The organism is Asanoa sp. NPDC049573 (assembly GCF_040676615.1).
In the GTDB taxonomy this organism is placed as follows: domain Bacteria; phylum Actinomycetota; class Actinomycetes; order Mycobacteriales; family Micromonosporaceae; genus Asanoa.
Genome location: NZ_JBFAPI010000007.1, coordinates 352178 through 373826, shown reverse-complemented (window position 1 = coordinate 373826; position 21649 = coordinate 352178). Strand labels below are relative to the sequence as shown.

The 21649-nt window shown below is 67.9% G+C and carries 20 protein-coding genes and 2 pseudogenes; 9 read left to right on the top strand and 13 right to left on the bottom strand.

Going from position 1 to position 21649, the window contains the following annotated elements:
• The 5 genes from AB0J74_RS19295 to AB0J74_RS19275 all read right to left on the bottom strand — a co-directional run.
• The coding region (locus tag AB0J74_RS19295) for a GH25 family lysozyme (RefSeq protein ID WP_363449623.1) at nucleotides 1–1184 on the bottom strand (1184 nt) is incomplete at its 3' end.
• A gap of 99 nt (nucleotides 1185–1283) precedes the next feature.
• Nucleotides 1284–2855: a VCBS repeat-containing protein gene (locus AB0J74_RS19290; RefSeq protein ID WP_363449621.1), complete on the bottom strand. Its 1572-nt coding sequence runs from the start codon at nucleotides 2853–2855 to the stop codon at nucleotides 1284–1286.
• A 207-nt stretch (nucleotides 2856–3062) separates the two neighbouring features.
• Nucleotides 3063–3278, bottom strand: a complete 216-nt coding sequence (locus AB0J74_RS19285; protein WP_363449619.1) for a hypothetical protein — start codon at nucleotides 3276–3278, stop codon at nucleotides 3063–3065.
• A gap of 452 nt (nucleotides 3279–3730) precedes the next feature.
• Entirely contained in the window at nucleotides 3731–5596 is a 1866-nt protein-coding gene (locus tag AB0J74_RS19280) for a BTAD domain-containing putative transcriptional regulator (protein ID WP_363449617.1), read from the bottom strand.
• 155 nt (nucleotides 5597–5751) lie between these two features.
• Nucleotides 5752–6987 (bottom strand): hypothetical protein, encoded by a 1236-nt coding sequence (locus AB0J74_RS19275; RefSeq protein WP_363449615.1) that lies wholly within the window; start codon nucleotides 6985–6987, stop codon nucleotides 5752–5754.
• Between the two features lie 446 nt (nucleotides 6988–7433).
• On the opposite strand from AB0J74_RS19275, the gene AB0J74_RS19270 reads away from it, so the two are divergent.
• Nucleotides 7434–7976: a YcxB family protein gene (locus AB0J74_RS19270; RefSeq protein WP_363449613.1), complete on the top strand. Its 543-nt coding sequence runs from the start codon at nucleotides 7434–7436 to the stop codon at nucleotides 7974–7976.
• A gap of 290 nt (nucleotides 7977–8266) precedes the next feature.
• On the opposite strand, the gene AB0J74_RS19265 is transcribed toward AB0J74_RS19270, so the two are convergent.
• Nucleotides 8267–8866 carry a TetR/AcrR family transcriptional regulator gene (locus AB0J74_RS19265; protein ID WP_363449610.1) on the bottom strand — a complete coding sequence of 200 codons (600 nt, stop codon included), beginning with the start codon at nucleotides 8864–8866 and terminating at the stop codon, nucleotides 8267–8269.
• 129 nt (nucleotides 8867–8995) lie between these two features.
• Between AB0J74_RS19265 and AB0J74_RS19260 the strand changes: the two genes are divergently transcribed.
• The 7 genes and pseudogenes from AB0J74_RS19260 to AB0J74_RS19230 all read left to right on the top strand — a co-directional run bounded on the left by AB0J74_RS19260 (nucleotide 8996) and on the right by AB0J74_RS19230 (nucleotide 14189).
• Entirely contained in the window at nucleotides 8996–9163 is a 168-nt protein-coding gene (locus AB0J74_RS19260) for a hypothetical protein (protein WP_363449608.1), read from the top strand.
• Nucleotides 9163–10098: an ATP-binding cassette domain-containing protein gene (locus AB0J74_RS19255; RefSeq protein WP_363449606.1), complete on the top strand. Its 936-nt coding sequence runs from the start codon at nucleotides 9163–9165 to the stop codon at nucleotides 10096–10098. The genes AB0J74_RS19260 and AB0J74_RS19255 overlap by 1 nt, the downstream gene beginning before the upstream one ends.
• 12 nt (nucleotides 10099–10110) lie before the next feature.
• Nucleotides 10111–10932 (top strand): ABC transporter permease, encoded by an 822-nt coding sequence (locus tag AB0J74_RS19250; protein WP_363449604.1) that lies wholly within the window; start codon nucleotides 10111–10113, stop codon nucleotides 10930–10932.
• A gap of 38 nt (nucleotides 10933–10970) precedes the next feature.
• Nucleotides 10971–11423, top strand: a pseudogene (locus AB0J74_RS19245) (DUF2218 domain-containing protein); the annotation flags it as partial.
• A gap of 72 nt (nucleotides 11424–11495) precedes the next feature.
• Nucleotides 11496–12671, top strand: coding sequence for a cytochrome P450 (locus AB0J74_RS19240; protein ID WP_363449644.1), 1176 nt, complete (start codon nucleotides 11496–11498; stop codon nucleotides 12669–12671).
• Nucleotides 12668–12831, top strand: a pseudogene (locus AB0J74_RS19235) (helix-turn-helix domain-containing protein); the annotation flags it as partial. The gene AB0J74_RS19240 and the pseudogene AB0J74_RS19235, both read left to right, overlap by 4 nt.
• Nucleotides 12832–13049: 218 nt before the next feature.
• Nucleotides 13050–14189: a saccharopine dehydrogenase NADP-binding domain-containing protein gene (locus AB0J74_RS19230; RefSeq protein ID WP_363449602.1), complete on the top strand. Its 1140-nt coding sequence runs from the start codon at nucleotides 13050–13052 to the stop codon at nucleotides 14187–14189.
• Nucleotides 14190–14341: 152 nt separating this feature from the next.
• Here the strand turns inward: AB0J74_RS19230 and AB0J74_RS19225 are convergent, their stop codons facing one another.
• The 7 genes from AB0J74_RS19225 to AB0J74_RS19195 all read right to left on the bottom strand — a co-directional run bounded on the left by AB0J74_RS19225 (nucleotide 14342) and on the right by AB0J74_RS19195 (nucleotide 20715).
• A complete protein-coding gene (locus AB0J74_RS19225) occupies nucleotides 14342–15556 on the bottom strand; it encodes an MFS transporter (protein ID WP_363449600.1) in 1215 nt (404 codons plus the stop codon).
• Complete coding sequence (locus tag AB0J74_RS19220; protein WP_363449598.1) at nucleotides 15553–16131, bottom strand: helix-turn-helix domain-containing protein; 579 nt, start codon at nucleotides 16129–16131, stop codon at nucleotides 15553–15555. Before AB0J74_RS19220 ends, AB0J74_RS19225 begins: the two co-directional genes overlap by 4 nt.
• Nucleotides 16132–16880: 749 nt before the next feature.
• Nucleotides 16881–17348, bottom strand: coding sequence for a hypothetical protein (locus AB0J74_RS19215; protein ID WP_363449596.1), 468 nt, complete (start codon nucleotides 17346–17348; stop codon nucleotides 16881–16883).
• 621 nt (nucleotides 17349–17969) lie between these two features.
• Nucleotides 17970–18215, bottom strand: coding sequence for a hypothetical protein (locus AB0J74_RS19210; RefSeq protein ID WP_363449594.1), 246 nt, complete (start codon nucleotides 18213–18215; stop codon nucleotides 17970–17972).
• 1058 nt (nucleotides 18216–19273) lie between these two features.
• Nucleotides 19274–19447: a CsbD family protein gene (locus tag AB0J74_RS19205; protein ID WP_363449592.1), complete on the bottom strand. Its 174-nt coding sequence runs from the start codon at nucleotides 19445–19447 to the stop codon at nucleotides 19274–19276.
• Between the two features lie 21 nt (nucleotides 19448–19468).
• Complete coding sequence (locus AB0J74_RS19200) at nucleotides 19469–19738, bottom strand: hypothetical protein (RefSeq protein ID WP_363449590.1); 270 nt, start codon at nucleotides 19736–19738, stop codon at nucleotides 19469–19471.
• Nucleotides 19739–20151: 413 nt separating this feature from the next.
• Entirely contained in the window at nucleotides 20152–20715 is a 564-nt protein-coding gene (locus AB0J74_RS19195; protein ID WP_363449588.1) for a hypothetical protein, read from the bottom strand.
• A gap of 319 nt (nucleotides 20716–21034) precedes the next feature.
• On the opposite strand from AB0J74_RS19195, the gene AB0J74_RS19190 reads away from it, so the two are divergent.
• Nucleotides 21035–21472: a VOC family protein gene (locus tag AB0J74_RS19190; protein ID WP_363449586.1), complete on the top strand. Its 438-nt coding sequence runs from the start codon at nucleotides 21035–21037 to the stop codon at nucleotides 21470–21472.
• Nucleotides 21473–21649: the final 177 nt, after the last annotated feature.

Below are 21649 nucleotides of genomic sequence, written 5' to 3'. Positions count from 1 at the left end.
GCGCCTTCGTAGTCGGTGGCGCGGGCGAAGCTGCTGCCGGTCGAGGTCCAGCGGTTGATGGTCATCGTGCCGTCACCGTCATCGTGGACCAGGGCAGGTTCGGCCTTGCCGTCGCCGGTGAAATCGGCCACGACGAGGCGACCGGCGACGGGGTTGAGGTTGTAGGGCCCGGAGGTGTACCAGCGGCCCCTGCTGGACAGGCCCGCGTCGAAGACGTAGAACCCGAACGTGCCATCGCTGAGTTGGTAGGCCATCACAATGTCCGTGGTGCCGTCACCATCCACGTCACCGGAAGCAACCCGGTCACCCACATTCGACAGCGAGAACGCACCTTCGCCCTTGTAGTCGGTGGTGTGGCTGAAGGTGTTGCCGCTGGAGTTCCAGCGGTGGATGGTCATCGTCGCGTCACCGTCGTCATGCGCCAACGCCGGCGCCATACGCCCCGCTCCACCGTTGCACAGCGCGCGGAGGGCGGCGAGCGAGCCGTTGAACACGTCGCGGTCGACGCCGCCGGACACACCGGGCACGCTGCCACTCGAGGTCCACTGCCACAGGGTGAAGCGTGACCACCCTGACGGGAGGGTTCCGGGGGTGTCGGCGTAGCGGGAGTGGAAGAGAGGGTAGCTACCGAAGGCGGTGGTGTTCCCGGTGCAGGGATTCCACCAGTTCGGGTTGGTGTAGATCATCGCCTTCTGGCCGGTCCGGAACTTGACCTGGTCCACGAACTGGCTGATCCAGGAGACCATCGCGCTAGTGGAGAGCCCGAAGCAGGTGGGCTGGCCCGAGGACCACTCGATGTCCAGCATCGGCGGGAGAGTGGTGCCGTCAGAACTGTACAAGCTGGCGTCGACGAGGCGGTCTGCCTGGCCGCGGGGGTCGCCCTGGTCGGGCCGACCGAAGTGGTACGCACCGAAGTAGATGCCGTTGGCGCGAGCGCCGCTGCGATTGGCGAGGTACGTCGGGTCGGTGTAGCCGGTGCCCTCGGTGACCTTGGCATAGGCGAAGTCCACCCCGGAATCGGCGACCGACCCCCAGTTGATGGTGCCCTGATAGTGCGACACGTCGATGCCGGTGACGGAGTAGCCGGTGGGGGCGCCCTGTGCGGCCGCGGGGTGCAGGCCTAGTGCGGCCAGCGGCAGGGCCAGTAGTGGAAGAAACCTGGCGGATAAGGATCGAAGACGCATGAGTTGTCACATCCTTGCGGACGGGCCCGCTGGGCCGGAGGGGTGCGGTGGAGGGGAGCGGCCGTGCGGGTGGCGATGGACGCCACCAGCACGGCGGTGTCACCAGTTGCCGAGGACGAGGCGGCCGGCGACGGGGTTGAGGTTGTAGGGGCCGGAGGTGTACCAGCGGCCGAGGCTGGACAGGCCGGCGTTCCACACGTAGTAGCCGAAGGTGCCATCGCTGATCTGGTAGGCCATCACGATGTCGGCCTTGCCATCGCCGGTAACGTCACCAGCCGCGACACGGTCGCCTACATTGGACAGTGAGTAGGCGCCGGCGCCTTCGTAGTCGGTGGCGCGGGCGAAGCTGCTGCCCGTCGAGGTCCAGCGGTTGATGGTCATCGTGCCGTCACCGTCGTCGTGGACCAGGGCGGGTTCGGCCTTGCCGTCGCCGGTGAAATCGGCCACGACGAGGCGACCCGCGACGGGGTTGAGGTTGTAGGGGCCGGAGGTGTACCAGCGGCCGAGGCTGGACAGGCCGGCGTTCCACACGTAGTAGCCGAAGGTTCCATCGCTGATCTGGTAGGCCATCACGATGTCGGCCTTGCCATCGCCGGTAACGTCACCAGCCGCGACACGGTCGCCTACATTGGACAAGGCGAAGGCGCCGGCGCCTTCGTAGTCGGTGGCGCGGGCGAAGCTGCTGCCCGTCGAGGTCCAGCGGTTGATGGTCATCGTGCCGTCACCGTCGTCGTGGACCAGGGCAGGTTCGGCCTTGCCGTCGCCGGTGAAATCGGCCACGACGAGGCGACCCGCGACGGGGTTGAGGTTGTAGGGCCCGGAGGTGTACCAGCGGCCGAGGCTGGACAGGCCCGCATCGAAGACGTAGAACCCGAACGTGCCATCGCTGAGTTGGTAGGCCATCACAATGTCCGTGGTGCCGTCACCATCCACGTCACCGGAAGCAACCCGGTCACCCACATTCGACAGCGAGAACGCACCCTCGCCTACGTAGTCAGCAGTACGCGAGAACGACGTGCCGGTGGACCGCCAGCGGTGGATGGTCATCGTCGCGTCACCGTCGTCATGCGCCAACGCCGGCGCCATACGCCCGGCGGACCCGTCGGTCAGTCCCGTGCGTCGGATCGGCTTGTACGTCCGCAGGTCGGCCGCCGGGTTGAAGCCCTTGGCGTCCACGTTGTTCACCGCGTACGGGTTGCGGACCGTTTCGCCGTCATTGTTGAACGAGTAGACGTAGGCGCCCTGGCTGTGGTCGTTCTTGTCTTTCCAGTAGGCGAATAGCTCCATGTGGCCGCTGCGGACCATGGCGTCGCCCGGCTGGAAGTCGTCGATGCTGCCGAGCGTGATCCAGCGGGAGTTGCTTCCTTGGAAGTCACCGGTGACGTAGCTACGGTTCAGGTGCCATGCCATCGACACCAGGCCGGAGCAGTCCCGCCGGTAGGTGTGTGCACCGTCGGGGTCGCTGGACGCGGCGTCCGAGTTATAAGTGAGTCCGCGGTCTACCCAGTTCTGAGCGCGCGACAGGATTTCGCTGCGACCGATGGGTCCGTCGATCGAGGAGGCTTGCGCGGGTACGGGAGATAGCCCGACCAGGCTTCCCGCGACGATTGCCAGGGTGCCGACGATGGCGGCTGGGCCGCGACCGAGGGCGTGCCAGAAGGTTCGTTGCACGAATGGTTCCTTTCGCAATGATGTGATCCCGGGAGGACGGGCAGCGCTGCTGCCGACGGCACGAGCAGGCCCGCAACGCGGGCTCCACGAAGGTGCCGGCCTCGGGCGGCAGCCCTTATCTGGAGCCCGCGCTGGTTAGGGAGAAATCATCGCGGTCGGATCCGGTAGCGGATCTGAACGGAACCTTGACGAGGATCCGTTCTGCCGTCAGCTCAGGCCAGCACAGACCGCCTTCATCCCAGCGGTCGCGGAGCTGTCACCGCAGTCGGTGGCTGCCGGGGTGCGTGCCACCACCTGCCACCGCCGGTTGTTGTCCAGCCGCAGGAAGACCTGGTTACCCCCGGAGAGCTCGGTCGACCCCGCTCCAGTCGCCACGAGCCGGGCGAAGCCGTTACGGCAGGCGAACACCTCGACCCCGGTCACCGTCTGCCCACCCGTTGCGGCAGCGGTCGCCTCCTGAAGAACTTGCGGCCGGCATGCCGGATCGGAGTCGATCGTGGGCGCGGCGGCCGCACGGGTGGGTGGGATGCTCGCCGCAGCAGGCCCGGGGACGCCGGCGTCGGTGCGACCTTCCGCCGAGGTGCCCGCGGTCGGCGCGGGCGGCTCAGCCTCGGTCGGCGTAGTGGTGGGCGCACCGGACGAACCCGGCGGGGGCGCCGCTCGGTCGATCCTGTCGCCGTGCCCACATCCACCGACCGTGAGGATTGCGGCCGCGGCCAGGACTGGAAGAAGCCGGATTCGGAGCGTCATGATGGCCTTTCACTATCGAGGTGACAGATACCGGAGCGATGCCCAGCGGGGCACCGACGGTAGAGGGGCGATCTGCATCAGGTCTGAACGGAACCTGGAGCTGCGGCCCTAGAGCCACGACGAACTCACCTGGCCGGCGTCTCGGCGAGCGGTGGCCCTGATGACGCGACGTCCATGCCGAGTCCCAGGGCCGGCGCCCGGGCCAGCGCCGCGCGCAGCGACTCCGGCGGATCCTCCTCGACCGCGCGTTCGCGGGCGAAGAGGCGGACGAGGTCATGCATCTGGTAGCGGAGTTCCCTCTGGACCGGGTCGTGCACAGCGGTCAGCAGACGCGCGTCGGCGAGCTGTTCGAGCAAATCGTCGGCGTCGTCCATGGAACGCTGGACGAGGGCCGCCAAAAGCCATTCGGTGATGGCGGGCGGACCCGCGAACCCGAGCAGCCGAAACGCCCGTTGGGCCGCCGAATCCAGCGATCGGTAACTGGCCGCGATGCTGGCCCGCACGCTGAGCCCGTCCGCGGCCAGCTCGTGCAAACGCCTGCGATCGTCGCGCATCCGCTCGACGAGCCGGGCCATGCGGCGGTGCGGTCGAGCCGAGACGCGGGCGCCGACGATGCGCAGGGCCAGCGGCAACCCGGCGCACATCTCTACGAGCGCATCGGTCGCCTCGGGCTCAGCCAGTACGCGCTGGGGCCCGATGATGCGGGCCAACAGCGCAGTGGAGGTTGCCCTGTCGAGCAATGGCACCTCGACATGCTCGGCTCCCGGGAGAGTGGTGAGCAGCGTCCGGCTGGTGACGATCAGGGCGCTGCCCTGACCTCCCGGTATCAGCGGACGGACCTGATCAGCACTGACCACCGAATCAAGCACGATGAGAACCCGCCGGTCGCTGAGCAGGGATCGGTATCGACTCAGCTTCTGGTCCACTGTGGAGGAGGTTGGTAGCTCCGTCACGCCAAGGGCTCTCAGCACCTGGTCCAGGGCGTCGGCCGGGCCGCTGCGGCGACCCCTCAAACCGACGAAGATCTGGGCGTGCGGGTAGCCGGATCGCACAAGGTAGGCCAGCCGGATGCTCAGCGCGGTTTTTCCCACCCCGCCCGGGCCGGTCAGGGTCACCACCGGCGCGGCGGTGCCGCCGTAACGGCGACCGCCCTGGAGAACGCCCAGTGCGCAGGATATTTCCGGCTCGCATCCGATGTGGTCCGGCAGTTCGGCCGGCAGCTGGCAGCCTGGCGGGTGGTCCCGGTCTCCTGCCACGGCAGCCGGCGTCGGGTGGACGGGTGGCGGTGCTGCGGTCGACCTCGGCCCAGCGGACGGCACCGCGGCCAGCGGTGCACGCAGGGTTCCGCGCAGGATGTCACGGTGTAGTTCCTGCAGGTCAGTCCCGGGATCCACGCCTAGTTCGTCGGACAGCAGCTGGCGGGTGCGGGCGTACAACTCGAGCGCCTCGGCCCGGCGTCCGCCGAAGTACAGGGCTCGCATCAGGCGCAGCACCAAGGGCTCCACGTGCGGGTGGTGGTCGATGGCTACCGCGAGGCGCTCGGCGACCGGATCGGGCCGGCCTTGACAGAGTTCACTGTCGGCCCAGCTGAGGAGCACTCCCACGAGCTGCTGCCGCACGCTCTCGCGGACCCGGGCCGCCCACCCGCCGGGCACACCGTCCAGCGGTTCACCGCGCCAGAGATCGATCGCTTCGCGCAGCAGGGCGCAGCGGCGTGGGTCATTGACCGGCAGCGCCAGAGCCCGCTCGGCAAGGCGGCGCACCCTGTGCAGGTCGACGCTGTCCGGGTCAGCGTCCAGGCGGTAACCGGTCTGGCCTCGGGTCACGGTGATGGGGGAAGTCCCACCGGGCTGAGCGTCGGCAAGGATCCGACGGATCCGGGTGAGATATGTGTACAGCGATCCCCGGACGTCGGCTGGCCGGGCATCGTCCCAGACCCGGTCGAGTAGCGCCTCGATCGGTATGTTGCGGCCCGCGTCGACAGCGAGCACCGCGAAGACCACTCGCTGTTTCGGCGGTCCCAACTCCACTGGGCGGCCGCCCACCAACACCTGCAAGTCACCGAGTACGCGTAGATCCACGGCATCGCCCCGCCGCTAGTACCGCTATACGGCCTGTGACCAGGTCCTTCGACGTTCGCCGACGGCTACGCCGACCGGGTGAGCAGGTCGACGGTGTTGCTCGTGTAGAGCAGAGCGCCACCCGACTGCGCGTCCCACCACTTCAGCCGAACGCGGTAGGCCGTATTCGGCTGCAGCCCGGATCGAGTACACGTGATCTTTTCCGGATTGCCGTAAACGTACTGCCGCGGTCCCTCGATGAATTCCGAGCCGGTGGTTCGCCAGGAGGCACAGGACACCCAGCCGGTGTTCTGCGCGGGGTCCACCTGCGTGGTCCACTGGATGGTCGTCGCTGTCGGGGCCGCGGGTCCGGCCGAGGTGGTCAGCTCGGGATCGCCGGCGAACAGGCTGCCCGTGACCGCGTCGCGCCACGCCTGGCTGCTCGCGGCGTCACCGACCAGGTCGTACTGCGGCCAGCCAGGTGCGTCGAAGTAGGTGACGAAGCGCGCGTCCGCCGTGTTGCGCATCCACCTGGCGATCTCGCGGAGCATGGCCGGACGGTTCGCATGGTCGTCCACCCCGAGCTCCGCCACCGCGTAAGCCTTGCCCTGCGACCTCGCGACCTCCAAAGCCGGGCGCCGGGCGTTGTGCGCGGTCATCGTCTCCGAGTTCACCACGTCGAAGTTGTAGACATCCCAGGCCATGACGTCCACGAACGCGGACCCCGGGTAGTAGTCACGCCAGTTCCGGCCGCTCTGCGCGTCCAGTGTCCAGTCCATCAGAATCGTGGTGGCGAAGAGCCGGCTGTTACCCGCTTGATCCGCAAGGCCGGCGATTCGCTGCCAAGCGGCGCGGTAGGCGGCAGCGGTGAACGCACCGTTGCGGATGTCGTCTTCCGGCTCGTGGTAGAAGCACCAGAACACATCCCGATCTTTGGGCGCATTGGCGAACCAGGACCGCAGATAAGCGTCCGCGGTCCCAGCGAGTACGGCATCGGCGTCGTACTTGAACGACACCACCGTGGCACGACCCGGTGTGTTGAGTTTGGCGTCGCTCCACGCGGCGGGTGCGCCAGGGTAGAACACGCGAAGGATTGGCAACCCTCCGTAGCGGGAGTCGGCCGCGGCCAACGCCTGACTGAACGACTGTCCCGCCGGTTGGTGAACAGACGCCCCAATCAGGGTCGGTGCACTCGCGGAGACCGATGTCGGCGCGGCGAGCAGCGCGGCAGTGGCGGACACGGCGATCAAGCCGATCCGTCGCCGTTGACCGCGGTGACGGCGAGGATGGTGTCTGCGCAGGCTGTTGAGCATCCGGTTCACATCTGCCCCTCGGAGTCTGGCCGCGTACCGCGGCTCGCCCGATTATCAGAACCCAGGGCTGGCACCTGAGCCAGGATGTTGCACTGGACGTTCTCCTAGACGTTCCATGGCCGAGCCGCACGATTCGCTGGCGGGCCTGCGCTCAACTGCAAACGCCGCCATCCCTGGCGGCTAGCCGTTGCTCAACCGGGTACGGGCACCGCGCCGAGCGCGCGGCCGACTCTCTTCTGCCCGGGGTGGTCGACGGCACACCCGACCATCGCGACGACATCCTCACCCCGGAAGGCCCTCGCGGTGGCCGGCCGGTCACTTTGCGCAGCGTGTGACACCCGTGCGGGCTGTGGCGCTCTCCTCTTGTGACGAACCGAATCGGGAACCGCGCGCGGTGATGGGGCTCGAGGCGGCCGCACGCGCGACCCCAGAGCAACCGCACGTCGGGAGCTCGCATGCCTGACCCGCTGGTCGAACTCGAGTACACCCTCAGCGAGGACGACTGGCTCGAGGGCTTCGTGGCCCACCGGCGCCATATCCGGCGTCCCTGGCTGGTCCCGCTCCTGGTCGCCGCCGCCCTAGTCGGGCTCCTCCTGGGGCGCGCCCTTGGGGGTGGCCCGGTCCCGACCTCACTGACCGACGCCGCGGTGACAGTCGCCGCCGTTGGGCTCGGTCTGCTGTTGTGTTGGCGTCTCGTGGTCGCCAGGTGGCTGCATCGATGGCAGGCAAGGCTGCTCATACGCGGGAATCCGTGGCTGTCCAAACCGATCCGAGCGTTCGTCGACGACAACGGGCTGCTCCTCGCCAGCCCGAGCCGGGCCGAAACCTCCCCGTGGTCCCATTACCTGCGCTATGTGGAAACGGAACGGTCGTTCGTCCTGCGCGAGTCCGAGCTGACCGGTTCGGCGGTACTCGTGCTGCCCAAGCGTGGTCTTGTCGAGGCCGATCCGTCGCTGCTGCGCAGCTTGCTCGAAGCCCATTGCCACCGGAGCGCCTGAGCATCTCGTTTCACCGGGACGGCCACACATGTCCGAAGGCATCAACGTGCAAAAGCCTCATCGCGTTGGCTGATCGCGTACGCGCCAATGCGAGCCCAGCGACGCCGGCCTTGACTGGCAGAGACGGTGGCCTTTCACGCGCACCGACGCGACCAGGTGGGCATCCTGTCCCGGTACCAAGGAACACTGCCATGCTCGAATATGGCATGCGGCGTACTCGCTGGGTCCAAGACTTTCTGGGGTAGAGCGCCAGAAAAACCTGGGCGAAACAAGGGCGTCCTTGGTGGAGGCTAGGTTCGGGATTCGCGGCTATCCGGGGTGACGGATCCGATGCCGGTCAGGGTGGTCTTGATGAGTCGGTGGACCGCTGCCGGGTCGTGCAGCCTGGTGGCGGCCGCCAAGGCGTGCAGGCTGTAGAGCGTCAGTTCGTCGGCGGGGATGTCCTGACGTGCGGCTCCGATCGCGGCGGCGTCCGCGATCAGCGCCTCGACGAATTCGCGTAGGCGTTGGTGGGCGGCGGCGACGTGCTCGCCGTGGTGGAGCATGTCGGCGATGTCGGTGTCATGTGCGCGTCGGTGTGAGATCGCTGCGGCGTAGGCCGTCAGCACCGCCTCCAGGCGTTCGGCGGCGCCGGTGGTCTGGTCGCGAATCTTGACCAGTTCCTGCAGGTGCTGGTCGATTTGGCGGTCGTGCCAGGCGCGCAGGATCGATTCGACGTCGGGAAAGTACTTGTAAAGCGTCGCACGGCCTATGCCGGTGTCCTTGGCGATCTGCGACATGGTTACGCCGGTCAGCCCGTGCTTGGCGACCAGAGCGGCGGTCGCTTTAACAGTGGCCTCCCGGACGGCGTCGCGGTGCGCCTCGATCGTCTGGCTCCAAATCTTCGGCATGTCGCCCATCATACGGGGTGGTCACCGATGATACAGATGGGTTGACAGCGACAGGTTGTATTGAAAAAGTACGCCTGCCGCCTCGACCCCTCCGGATCGGGGTTCGAGCTGACCGAAGGAGTTCTCGCCATGCCCGATCTGCCGTCCCATCAGGACACCGGTCCTGCGGCGTCGAAGGCCCCGATCGCCGGGGCGTCCCGGCGCCGCAAGGTTCTTATGGCCGTCGTCGTGGTCGCGTTGGCGGTGCTGGCCGCGGTACTGCATCTGACCGGTGTGGTCGGCGGGGAGAGTCACTGATGATCGAGGCGGTCGGGCTGGTCAAGCGGTACGGAAACGTGACTGCGGTGGATGGCTTGTCGTTCACGGTGCCGCCCGGCTCCGTGACTGGTTTCCTCGGGCCGAACGGGTCCGGCAAGTCCACGACGATGCGGATGATCCTGGGGCTGGACGCACCGGACGCGGGGACGGTCACGGTCAACGCCCGGCCGTACGCCGCGTACCGGCGTCCGCTGCACGAGGTCGGGGCGCTGCTGGACGCCAAGGCGGTGGCCCCGGGACGGTCGGCGTATCACCATCTGCGGTGGCTGGCGCTCAGCAACGGGATCCCGCGTTCGCGGGTCGACGAGGTGCTGCGCCAGGTTGGGCTGGCCTCGGCCGCCCGCCAGCAGGTCGGTGGGTTTTCCCTGGGTATGGCACAGCGGCTCGGTATCGCCGCCGCCCTACTCGGTGATCCGCCGGTGTTGATATTCGACGAGCCGGTCAACGGCCTGGACCCGGAAGGCGTCGCGTGGATCCGCGGCATGCTGAAGTCGCTGGCCGCCCAGGGCCGCACCGTGTTCCTGTCCAGCCATCTCATGAGCGAGATGGCGGTGACCGCCGATCGGTTGGTCGTCATCGGCAGGGGCCGGCTGATCACGCAGACCAGCGTCGCCGACTTCCTCGCCGCCGGCCGCGACAACAACATCCGGGTCCGCTGCACCGAGAACGACTCGTTGGCCGCAATGCTCGTTGAGCGAGGTGCGACTGTCCGCCGCGAGCCCGACGGTGCGCTGCGGGTCACCGATGTGACCGCTGACGAGATCGGCGAGGTGGCACGGGTCCGCGGACTCGGCCTGCTGGAGCTATCGCTACAGCAGATGTCTCTGGAGCAGCGCTACATGGAGCTGACCCGCGACACCACCGACTACCACGCCACCGATCCCGCGCCGGCGCCAACGCCGGCCGCACGCTGAAGGGCCTCCCCCATGACTACCTACACCGAAGCGCCGGCGTCGCCGGCGACCGGGCGCCGCGCCGGGGACTTCACCAACCTGCTGCGCGCGGAACTGGCCAAGCTGATGACCGTCCGATCGACGTACTGGACGCTGCTGGTCGCCTTCGCCGCCAACATCGGCTTCGCCGTACTCGCCGCCGCCCTGCTGGCGCCGCGGCTGAAACCCAGCGACCTTGCCCATGTGGACGTCGTACAACTTGCCATGGCCGGGCTGCACCTGTCACAGGTCGCCTTCGGGGTACTCGGCGCCATGATCATCACCGGGGAGTACGGCACCGGAATGGTGCGTACCACCTTCGCCGCTGTGCCGCGCCGCCGCACAGTGCTGGCCGCCAAGGGCCTGGTCTTCGCCGGCACCACACTGGTCACCGCGACCGTGTCCACGCTCGCCGCCTATCTGGCGTTCCTGGCGGCGCTGCCCGCGCACACCCTGACCGGGACGGCGTTGACCGACCCCGGAGTCGCCCGGGCCGTGTTCGGCGGGGGGCTATACCTGACCGTGTACGGGCTGCTCGGATTCGGGCTCGGCGCCCTGCTGCGCTCCTCGGCCGCAGTGATCGCGACCGTGCTCGGCGTGCTGTTCGTTCCGCCACTGCTACTTGAGCTTCTTCCTGGGTCGTGGAAGACCACCGTCGGGCCGTACATCCCGATGCAGTCGGGTAGCCAGATCTTCGTCGCCGTCCGCCACGAGGCGGCCAGTCTCGCCCCGTGGACAGGATTCGGCGTGTTCTGCCTGTACGCGGCCGCGGCCCTGCTAGCCGGGTTCGTTGTGGTCAATCGGCGGGACGCGTGACCGGTCCGCACGGGAAGCGCCGGGCATGGACGCGGGAGATGCACCGTCAGAGATCGGCGCGCCGCAGCCGGCATTGCTCGTGCCCGCCGGCAGCGGCGCGTGCCACCAGTTCGTCGACCCAGCACGCAGGCGGCGTCTGGCCGCCCGCACCAGGCTTTAGGGAGGAACCCGCCATGCCTTGGGCCGAAGCCCGCGTCCCTACCGATCGGGCCAGCCGCTACCTGACCCAGTTGTGCAGGCATACCGCACAGATCAGCATTCTGGAGCACGGCAACCGACACGGCGACGGCGCCACGATGACGATGCCGCGACACGCCGAGTGCTCGGATACCGATGGGGTGATCGACTTCGACCGTGGACGCTGCACCCTGGAGGCCACGGGTGAAGAACTCATCCTGCTGGCCGAAGCCGACGATCAGCAGGACCTGCAAATCATCCAGGACGCGATCGCCGCGCGTTTGGAACGAATCGGCCGCCGGGACCGGTTGAGTCTCGCCTGGCGGTCCCGATCCGCACACCCGGGTCGCAGGAACCGGAGCGCTGCAAGCATTCTTGAGCAGTTGATGACACCCGCCGGACGCGCCGATCCCTTCCCGCTGTACACCGCCGCGCACGAGCTGGGGCCAGTGTCAGCCTTCGCCGACGGGTCGTTCCTTGTCTGCGGGTACGCGGCGGCCGACGAGGTATTGCGAGACCCGGGCTTCGGATTGGCCGAGCCAGTCTCACCCAACTCCCGCCAAGACGCCTTGCAGTTGATGAACCAGTCCATGCTGCGCGCCAACCCGCCCGATCACGGTCGTATGCGCTCGCTCATCTCCAAGGTATTCACGCCACGCCGGGTCGCCGACCTGCGACCGGCGATCGAGGCGGCAGTCAACAACCTGCTCGACCAACTCGCCCAGGCCACCAGCAAGGGGCCCGCCGACTTCATGAATCAGGTCGCCTTCCCACTGCCAGTTACCGTGATCTGCGAGCTGCTGGGCGTGCCACCCAGCGACCACCGCCGGTTCCGGCCGTTGGCCGCCGACCTGACCGAGGCATTGGAACCCTCTGGCAACACGTCCGCTCGTGCCGACGCCGCCGCGCGCCAGCTCGCGGCATACTTCGCTCCCCTCATCAGCGACCGCCGTGCGAGCCCCAGCAACGACCTGGTCGGCGCGCTGGTCGCGGCACGCGACGCCGACAATGGCCGACTCACCGACCAAGAACTACTGGCCAACCTGATCCTGCTGCTCGTCGCAGGCTTCGAGACAACCACCAACCTGCTCGGCAACGGGCTGGCGATCCTGCTCGACCGCCCAGACCTGACCACCGCCCTGCGCACCGAACAGATCCCGATCCCAGCATTCATCGAAGAGGTCCTGCGTTACGACTCCCCAGTTCAGGCGGTCACCCGCCAAGCCCGCGCCGACGGCCTCACCGTCGAAGGTGTCCCGATTCCCAAGGGCAGCGACCTGATCCTGCTGATCGGCGCCGCTAACCGTGACCCCGCCCGCTACCCCGACCCCGACCGCTTCGAACCCACCCGTAGCGATATCAAGCCCCTCAGCTTCGGCTCCGGCCCGCACATCTGCATCGGCAACAAGCTCGCGCGCCTCGAAGCAGCCGTAGCCTTCCAGGAACTGCTCACCCGACTCCCCAACATGTCGGCCGTACCCGGCCGACCACCCCTCCGCCGCGACCGGCTCATCCTGCGCGGCTTCCAGACCCTTCCCATCCAGATCACCCAACGTCCGTGATCAGGCTCAGACTCGCGCAGTGTCTCGTCGATCAGCAGTGGCCGTTGCGACCAGCTGCGGAACGATTCCGGGCCTCGGTGACCACGGCGAAACGGTGGGCGGACCCTACCGCCAACTCGGACCGGCAGGGATGGCCGACCGGTCCAGCCGCCTACACCGGATGAAACTGCCGGCGGCCGCGGCCAATCAGCCGTTTTCCAGCCACGCCACCGCGGCGGTGACCGGGGCACACATTCGACTACGTGGGCCCGTCGGTGTCCACGGTTGGCTGATGTTCGCGTCCTCGGGGGTCGGGCGACTGCCCGCGATCCTTGCTGGGCCGAAGGCTGTCGTGGAGTAACGCCACCGGGGTTCTGTCGAGTGGCATAGGTTGATGGCATGCCGGGCCGGATCGTGTTGTACGGGGCCACGGGCTATATCGGAGGGCTTGTCGCGCGGGAGATGGTCGCGATCGGGGCCCGACCGGTGCTCGCAGGCCGGGATCCAGGCCGGCTGAGTGCGCTGGCCACACGGCTCTCGCAGGCAAGCGACGGGACAGAGCTCGAGACGGCCGTCGCGGACGCGGAACCCGGGGCGTTGCGTGATCTCATCAGGCCCGGCGATGTGGTGGTGTCGACCGCGGGACCGTTTGTGAGGATTGGGCGGCCCGTTGTGGAAGCGGCGGTGGATGCTGGGGCTACATACCTGGACTCCAGTGGCGAACCACCATTCATCCGTCAGGTATTCCAGGAATTCGGTCCCCGCGCCGAACGGACCGGTGCGGTGCTGCTGACCGCCTTCGGCTACGACTACGTGCCAGGCAACCTCGCCGGGGCTCTCGCGCTGGAGGCAGCCGGATCGGCCGCGACCCGGGTGCGGGTCGGCTACTTCGTTCGCGGAAACATCCGGACAGGGACCAGTGCCGGCACCCGCGCGTCGGTGGCCGGCATGTTGCTCGAACCCGAGTACGGCTTCCGCGGCGGCCGCGTGGTGAGCGAGCGGACCGCCGCGCAGTTGACGTCGTTCGAGGTTGACGGCAACAGAAAAGAGGCCTTCTCCATCGGCTCCTCCGAGCATTTCGCGCTACCCAGGCTGCGGGCGGCGGAGGCCGGCCGGGGGGCGGCGCCGGCGCCGCTGACCGACGTCGGCGTCTATCTCGGCTGGTTCGGCCGCGCCACCCCGCTCGTCCACTACGGTTCGGCAGTCGCCTCGTCGCTGCGCCGTGTGCCTGGTGTGCGCTGGGCTCTGAATGCGCAGGCCCACCGGATTCAACGCAGCCGGGCCCAACCCAACGCGGCCGCGAAAATCCGGACGGACGTCGTAGCCGTGGCCGACGATGCGGAGGGCAGGAGGCTGGCTAGCGTGCACCTGACCGGCGGGGAGCCCTACTCCTTCACCGCGCCGGTCCTCGCTTGGGCGGCGGTCCAGGCCGCCGCGCAGGCCATCCGGCCCGCAGGAGCGCTTGGTCCTGTCGAAGCTTTTGGACTCGGCGCTGTCGGGAGCGCCTGCGCCGCCGCGGGATTTCGCCAAGCCCGCTGACCGCGGTACGGCGCCGTGCGGTTGCCAGCTAGGGCTCCTCACTACCACAGCAGTTGCGCAGGAGCCGATCCGTAGAAGACAAGTAGGCGTGCCATGGGATCTGCGCGACGCGTATCTACAGGGCACCGTTCCGCGATCGCTGATTCGGGTGCTCAGTTGACCGGTGAGTGTTTGACGGGGGCGGCAAGGGGTTGCTGACTGGGCGTCTTGTGGTGCGTGGAGTAAATGAGCCCGCCTATGGCAGCGAACATGGTGAGGCAGCCGGCGGTGATCATGGCGATGTTCGCACCGAGCAGGGTCACGAGTGGTGAGGCTGCCGCGGTGCCCACTCCGATGGCGACCTGGTTGGTGGCAGCGACGGCGGCGAACGCGCGACCGTGTTGCGCCGCGGGTGTGTGCCTGGCGACGAGGGCGTTCTGGGCGACGTTGGTAAGTCCGTTGCCGAGGCCACCGACGCCGGCGGCGACGAAGGCCAGAGTAAGCACGGGTGCTATGCCGATGCCGGCGATGCCGACGCCGAGCAGAAGGTTTCCGGCGGCCAGCGCGACAGCATGTCGATGTTGCCTGATTCGCGGCAGTACCTGGATGCCGAGAAATGCGCCAGCTCCCCAGATGGTGAGGTAGAGCCCATAGCTGGTGGCGGTGGCGCCGAGCTGGTTGACGAATCGAAACGGCGCCGCGACGTTGTCGATGACAGCACAGCCGATGCCTGTGGCGCTGACGACCAGTGCGACGCGGAGCGCTGGTGTGCGCCACAGCAGGGCGAATCCCCCGCCGGCTCGGCTGCCGTCAGTGGTGGAGGGCATCGAGGATGGTGTCTTTACCCGCAGGATCGATGTCGCTGCGGCAAGGACGGCGAACGTGACGGCGTCCACGAGGAGTGCGGTCGTCGCGCCGAGCGTACCGGCGAGTAGACCACCTGCGGCTGGGCCGATAATCCAGCCCAGGCTGATGCCGGTCGCGATCGCGGCGTATCCGCGTGAGGCGCTCTGCGGTCCGGTGATCGCCGGCACCAACTTCGAGGTGGCGGGGCGCACGACGGCCGAGAGGGCGTGCAGTCCGGTGAACAGCAGGACGGTGGCCCACGGTGAAGACGTCACCGCGAGCGGGACGGCGAGCATGGCCTGCCCGGTCAGTGCCACCGCCAGGATGCGGCGGCTGTCGAAGCGATCCACCGCCATCCCGGCCAGCCCGGCCAGCACGACGATCGGGATCAGTTCCCCGGCAAGCAGCGCCGCGACCCAGCCGCTGCCGGCCGGGCGGAGCCGCAGCAGCAGCACCACCAGTGCGGCGGCGTCACCGGCGGTGGACACCGCCAATCCAGCCGAGAGGACGAGGAGGTCGCGGCGCCCCGGCAGCGGCTTCACGGCTGCGCTTTGTCAGGAGGTAACGCTTGAGGATGCATCGACACGAACGCATTGACCGGCATCGCGCCTTCAGGGCGCCGGGAGGGGTCTTCGACCCGGTCGCCGAACTGGGCCAGCAGCTGGTAGATGGTGTCGCGTACCTGCGCGGTCTCGGCGGGGGTCAAATACAGCGTCCATTGGCTAACCGCCGCCGCGCGCTGCCATGATGACGGCGCCGCGCGGCGGCTGGCCAACCATGCCCGAAGCTGGCCGAAGGTGCGCTCGACCACGGTGGACAACAGCGCGTCCGCTGCGGCACGTTCCTCTTCGGATCCTTGCTCGGGGTCGAGCCGTTGCCCGGATGCGGTCAACATCCACGGCCGTCGGCGGCCGATTCCCCCTTCGGCCTCTACCACGAAGTGGTGTCTTGCCAGGATCCGTAGATGCCACGACATGTTGCCCGGAGATTGTCCGAGCCGTTCACCGGCCGCGGTCGCCGTCAGTGGGCCGTCGCGCCCCAGTAGCTCGAGCAGCGCGAGGCGCACCGGGTGGGCCAGAGCCGACATCGCAGCCGGATCGCCGGACAGATCTCGCATAGCATCCACGTCACAAGACTTCTTGTCACAAGACTTCTTGTCAAGGTGGGACCCACGCCTATGTCGCCAGCTGGGAAGTGCGGCGATTACCTGCACCTCGCCGCAACCGATGTCGCCGCTGCAGGACCGACTTGCAGCGGGTGAGGCCGTTCCCGTCGTGTGTGGAACCGAGCAAGCCGTCAGCGATTGAGCCCGGACCCAGACACATCGTGATACCGCATCGCTCGAAGCGTCACTGCACGCGCCGCCGCCCTACCTGAACCCCTCAGTTCGAGCACGGCGATGGACGAGGTTCAGGGGCATCGTCGGCCAGACGACGGGGTTCCAGCTCGGCGGCGCGCCGCTGTTGCTCCTGGTCCGAGGGTGGTAGGCACTCCGATCCATTTGACGTCCGTGGAATCGGGCAGGCCCAACCGGAGCGCCGGGATCGCGGACCAGCCACGCGCTCCGGGGCGATGCGCGACCAGTTCAAGCCGGTGATTGCCGCAGTCGCCACGGCAGCCGCGAGACAGCGCCGAAAGCGTGCTTGTCATCGCCGTCGCGGCTGCCGCGCGGCCCAGCGTGCAGCTGGCCTGGTCGGGACCAGGCCAGCTGCACACGTACCACACGTGAGAACCCCCGTTTTCCCGAAGGCGTTCACCTGCAGGGGCCACGACGAAGACCATCCCCGTGCACCGGGACGACCAGCACGCCACGTCCGCGAACCGCGCGTCGACCCGGGCCGTGTTCGGCGCCTTGTCTCGGTGGCGTCACGCGACGCTGTACTGGGTCCCCGTGCAGTAGGTGAGAGAGCCCTGCACCAGGCAAAGTCGCAGCCCGATCCGCGTGCCCTCGGCGATGTTGCCGGTCGCGTAAGGCGAAGTGTACGGAGAGTTGTGGCCCCGCGTCGACGCGATGCGGTCGGTCTGGAAGGTGCTTCCCGGGTTGATGTCCAGCCACGCCTCGACGCCGAGCCCGTCGGCGTACCGGTCGCTCGCCCTGATGGCGTCACCCGGGATCGAGCCAAAGGGGTCCGCCTGGAATTCTGCCCAACCGATTTCGGTCCCGGCCTCGTTCTTGATGTGTATGACCACGTCGTCGCCGTTTCTCCCAATCGAGACGGTGTAGCCCGGGGGCGGAGCCGCCTGCGCGGGCGCCGGGGCGACCGCGACCATCAGGGCCATCGCCCCTGCGGTGGCCATCGCCACTCGCAAAGATTTGCGCGGGATTCGCTTCATGTCGTCGTCCTTAATGGCGCCGAGGCACAGTGTGCCCGCGCCCTCGTGGGCTTCCCGGCAACGAAATCACAGCGCGACACTCACGATAGATTCGTGATCATCGAGCGCGCGACCATAGTGGACAGTTCACCCGGTCAACAAAAGCCGTGCCAACGATGGTGGTTCGGCGGCAGCGACTGGGCGTAACGGTGCCCCTGGCGGATCGCCGGTCACGGCGACGATGGTCGGCGCGAGCGTAATAAACGCAGCCATGATGGCCGTTCGAGACCCACGCACGATCTACCTCCCCGTGGCAGCGATCACTGTCGGAGCATGTCCAAGACCCAACCAATGACAACGCCCAGATCATCAACAGACCAGGACATTGAGTAGGACGTTCGACCGGACGTTCGGCGGCGCTGAGGCCGGCGGTCGACCAGGCAACGCCAGCGATCACCCTGCCATCGAGTCACCGAAAAACTCCACGACTGCCGCCAGCGTGGCGCCCCCGTAGTCGTCTAGCGCCTTAAGGCATTTGCTGCGAGATGCCAGTACCAACAGGTCGTCACCGTCGATAGGGGTGCCTCGGCCGCAACGGAACGCCTAGCTCGGCCTGGACAGCATTTGCCGTTCGCCGGGGCGTCAGCGGTCGGTGAGCGTCTCATAGACGAGCGCAGCGGCGGGCAACGCGAGCAGGAACAGCAGCCCGGCGCCGAACCAGCTCCCAACGGTGACAGGGTTGAAAATGCTCAACGCGCCGTCGTAGTTGGCGACTACCGCGAGGTAGCCGAGGCGACACAACGCGACTGCAGCGGCGACCATGACCGTCGCGGTCGCCAGCGGCCACAACCACGTCGCGGCGCTGACCCTGGCGCGGTGACCACGCATACGCTGACCATACCCGTGCCTGACCGCGCGAAGGTGCTTTGGATCCTGGCTGTGCCGCGCCTCAACGCACCGCGTCGATGAGTTGCGGCCCTGGGACCCAAACGGCACGCTGGAGTCGTAGCCAGTCCACCGTGCGGTTCTTGTGGTGCGGCCCGCGGTGCCTGACGTCAGCGTTGGATCTCTGCCCGTAGCGTTCGTGTTTCCGCGCCATTGCGTAGGCGGCGTGTTCGTTCTCCTTGCCCTGTCGCCGTGGTTGCCGTTTACCGCGCGGTGCCACGTTACGGGAGTGGTATAGCCGGGCAGCCTGTTCCTCGAGCACACCGGCCAACGTCCGCAGATCTGCCCCGCGGTTCGCGGCGACCGCCTCGCGCGCAACCTGGACCGCTTCCACGCCGAGTTCCAGAGCCGCTGCGGCTTGCCCTGCTTGGTCGAGCCGCGCCCCTTGGACGCGTAGCGTGCTCGCGTGCCGCGAGAGCATTGCTGACCGCGCACTCGCGCTCGAGGTGAAGGGTTTCTTCGCCGCAGTCGATGGCGTCGTCGATCCGTCCGCACGCGGCCAGGTCCTTGGCCATGTTCGACAGGGACAGCGCCAACCCACGCAATTGCCCGGCCCGGTTTGCCGCGACGAGCTCCCGGCGAATCTCAACCCCCTCAGCCGGGACGTACCCACAACGGCAGGATCGCTTCGGCATGACCGCAATCATCATCCCGTGAACGGCGTTAGACACAAGCGCGTTCATGTCTACTACAGCGGCCGCGTAGGTACCACGCCTTGGCGGCGGCCGGGTCGTCGCGTTCCTCGGCCAGGATGCCGAGGCTGAAATCGCTGTGACATTGCTGGCATCAGCGGCCCGGCGCCACCATTTATCGGCGGTGTCCGGCTGGCCGCCCGCCTGGGCGAGGATGTCCCTGCCGACAAGGACCTCGGCTTCGCCGGCCGCCGTCGGCCGCCTGTCAGAGCAGGGCAGGGGCAGGAAGATATCGATCGCACCCGCGAAAAGCAGCAAGGCGGCGCACCTGGACCGGTGCTATCCGCCCTGCTGCTCGTTGTCCGGCGATCAGCTCTTGAAAGCATCCTTGATCTTCTCGCCGGCCTGCTTGACATCGGCCTTTGCTTTGTCAATGCGTCCTTCGGCCTCAAGGTCCTCGTCGCCGGTCGCCTCACCGACGCCCTTCTTGACCTTCCCCTTCAGCTCTTCGGCCTTGTTGTTGATCTTGTCGTCGAGACCCATGGCGGGTTCCTCTCTGATTGTTTAGCCTGCGGACGATCCGCCTGGTGGATAGTTCGGCTGTTCCGCGAGGTAGCCGTAGATACGGCGCAGCAAGCGATTCGCTTCGACCGTGTGTGCGGTGCTGGGCCGATCGCCATCGCGGTCGATGACCTCGGCAAGGGCGATGGCCTCCCGTCGCAACCTCGCCGGTGCCGAATGCTCAGCATCGGCAGGTAATTGGCGGACGGCGTCGTTGAGTTGGCCGAGCGTCTGACTGAGTGGGCCGCTCGGCGGCGGAATGATGGGTTGCATGCCGGCCCAACCTTCCGATGTGGGTCACGACCTGGCCTGTCCACTTCGTCTAGACCCAGTATGCCCGGACATACGTCTCATATGGTCCGAAACGCTGATTCCCGGCCGATAGCGATGCCGACACGGGCTGCGTTCGAACGAGGCTGCGCGGCCGGCCGCCGGTACGCGGCACGGGCGCCGCCCGGGCATCCTGAGGGTGCGTGCGCCGCCCAGCCACCGAGATTGACGCGACCCGCGCTTATGGGTCCTACGCCAACAACACCGCCACCCTCGACGATCCCCCGGCCCGTTCCTGGGCACGCACCAACTCCCACCGGAGGTTTCGACGACCCGGCGACACGCTCCACAGCGTCGCTGGGACCCTCCACCCGCTGCGGCCGAGCGGGCGGCGAAGCGGCCCGAGCCCACGGGCGCTAGTGGCCGTCCTCCCTGTCTTCTTCTGCTTCGCGCAGGAGCTGCGAGACGAGGCGCTTGGTCGCGCGGTAGCTCAGGTAGTCGTCCGCGTCGACGATGCCCTCGGGGCTGTAGACCTTCAGGGTCGCGATGACCTGCTCGGGTGGGATCGTGAAATCGTCGAGCCCGAGCAGCCTGTGCAACCGTTCGTCGCCCTTGCGCTCGCCGACGCGGCGCTTGATCCGCACGCCGGGCGCGAGCAGCAGCATCAGGGTCGGTGCGGTGAACCCCCCTTTGCTGTCGCGGGGCACCGTGATCCTCACGATCGACGCCCAGGGCAGGCGGGTCGTGGCGCCCCGTGCGCGGACGGTCAGGCCGGCGTCGTCAACGTGGATCGAGAAAGGCCAGAGCAGCGACAGGAGTACGCACAGGGAGCCCACCATCATCAGGGCCGATAAGAATTCGGGAATTATCCGATCTGTTTCGTGGGCCGCCCAGGTGCCCCCAGCCCCGACGACAAGGAACAACAAGGCCCTGTCATGGATGTTGGCGTTCTTACGCCGTAACGTCGCTGGCAGCCTCACGGGCCCATTGTGTTCGGCGACGTCCACCGCTCAGCACTGGCTGAGGTGCGCGGCTGCGGCCAGCAGCGAGCCGAGCCGGACGCCGATCTTGGTGGCGATCGTGGTCGCTGCCGACCCCGAACGCGAGCTCGCCGATGAGCACGGAGACGATGAGTCCGAGCGCCAGGCCGAGAACGTCCCACCTGCTGAGCTCTTCGGCGAGGCGGGCCAACGCCCTCCGCCCATCGGATAGGACGGTGCGCGCTCGGCGGCAGATCCGTATGGCCCCGTTGCTCGCGGCTGCGGTCTGCGGGGCTGCCGCTCTGGGAGGATCCCACTCATGACCGTCCTTCCCGCTCGACTGTCGATTGTCACGCTGGGCGCGCGCGACATGGATACTCTCCGCAGGTTCTATCGGGCGCTCGGCTGGCCGGAACTGCCAGACGGCGACGACACCTGGACCGGGTTCCTCCTCGGCGGCGTGCTGCTGGCGCTGTTCCCGGTAGCCGACCTCACCGCCGAGGCCGCGCCCGGCAGCGCGACCCCCACCGGATGGTCCGGCGTCACCCTCGCCTGCACCGTCGACACCCGCGACGACGTCGACCGGGCCTTCTCCGCCGCCGTCAGCGCCGGCGCGACACCGGTGGCCGCCGCGACTGACCGGCCATGGGGTGGGCGCTCGGCGTTCATCGCCGATCCGGAGGGCAACCGGTGGGAGATCACTTGGGGACCCGAGGCGACCTTCGACGAGCGTGGCGCCCTGCTCACCTGGGGCTGAGCCCGGACCCGAGAGCCGATGTTTGCCGTTCCCCGGTCGAAAGAGGCTAGGGCAGCGACTTGCCTCGAGGCCGCGCGGTTCAGAGCGAGTACGCCGCCCACGGCGAGGCTGGACGGGACTTCCCTCAGCGACTCCGCCCGTCGGGCCCGAATCCCCTCCTACCCAGGGAGGAGACGC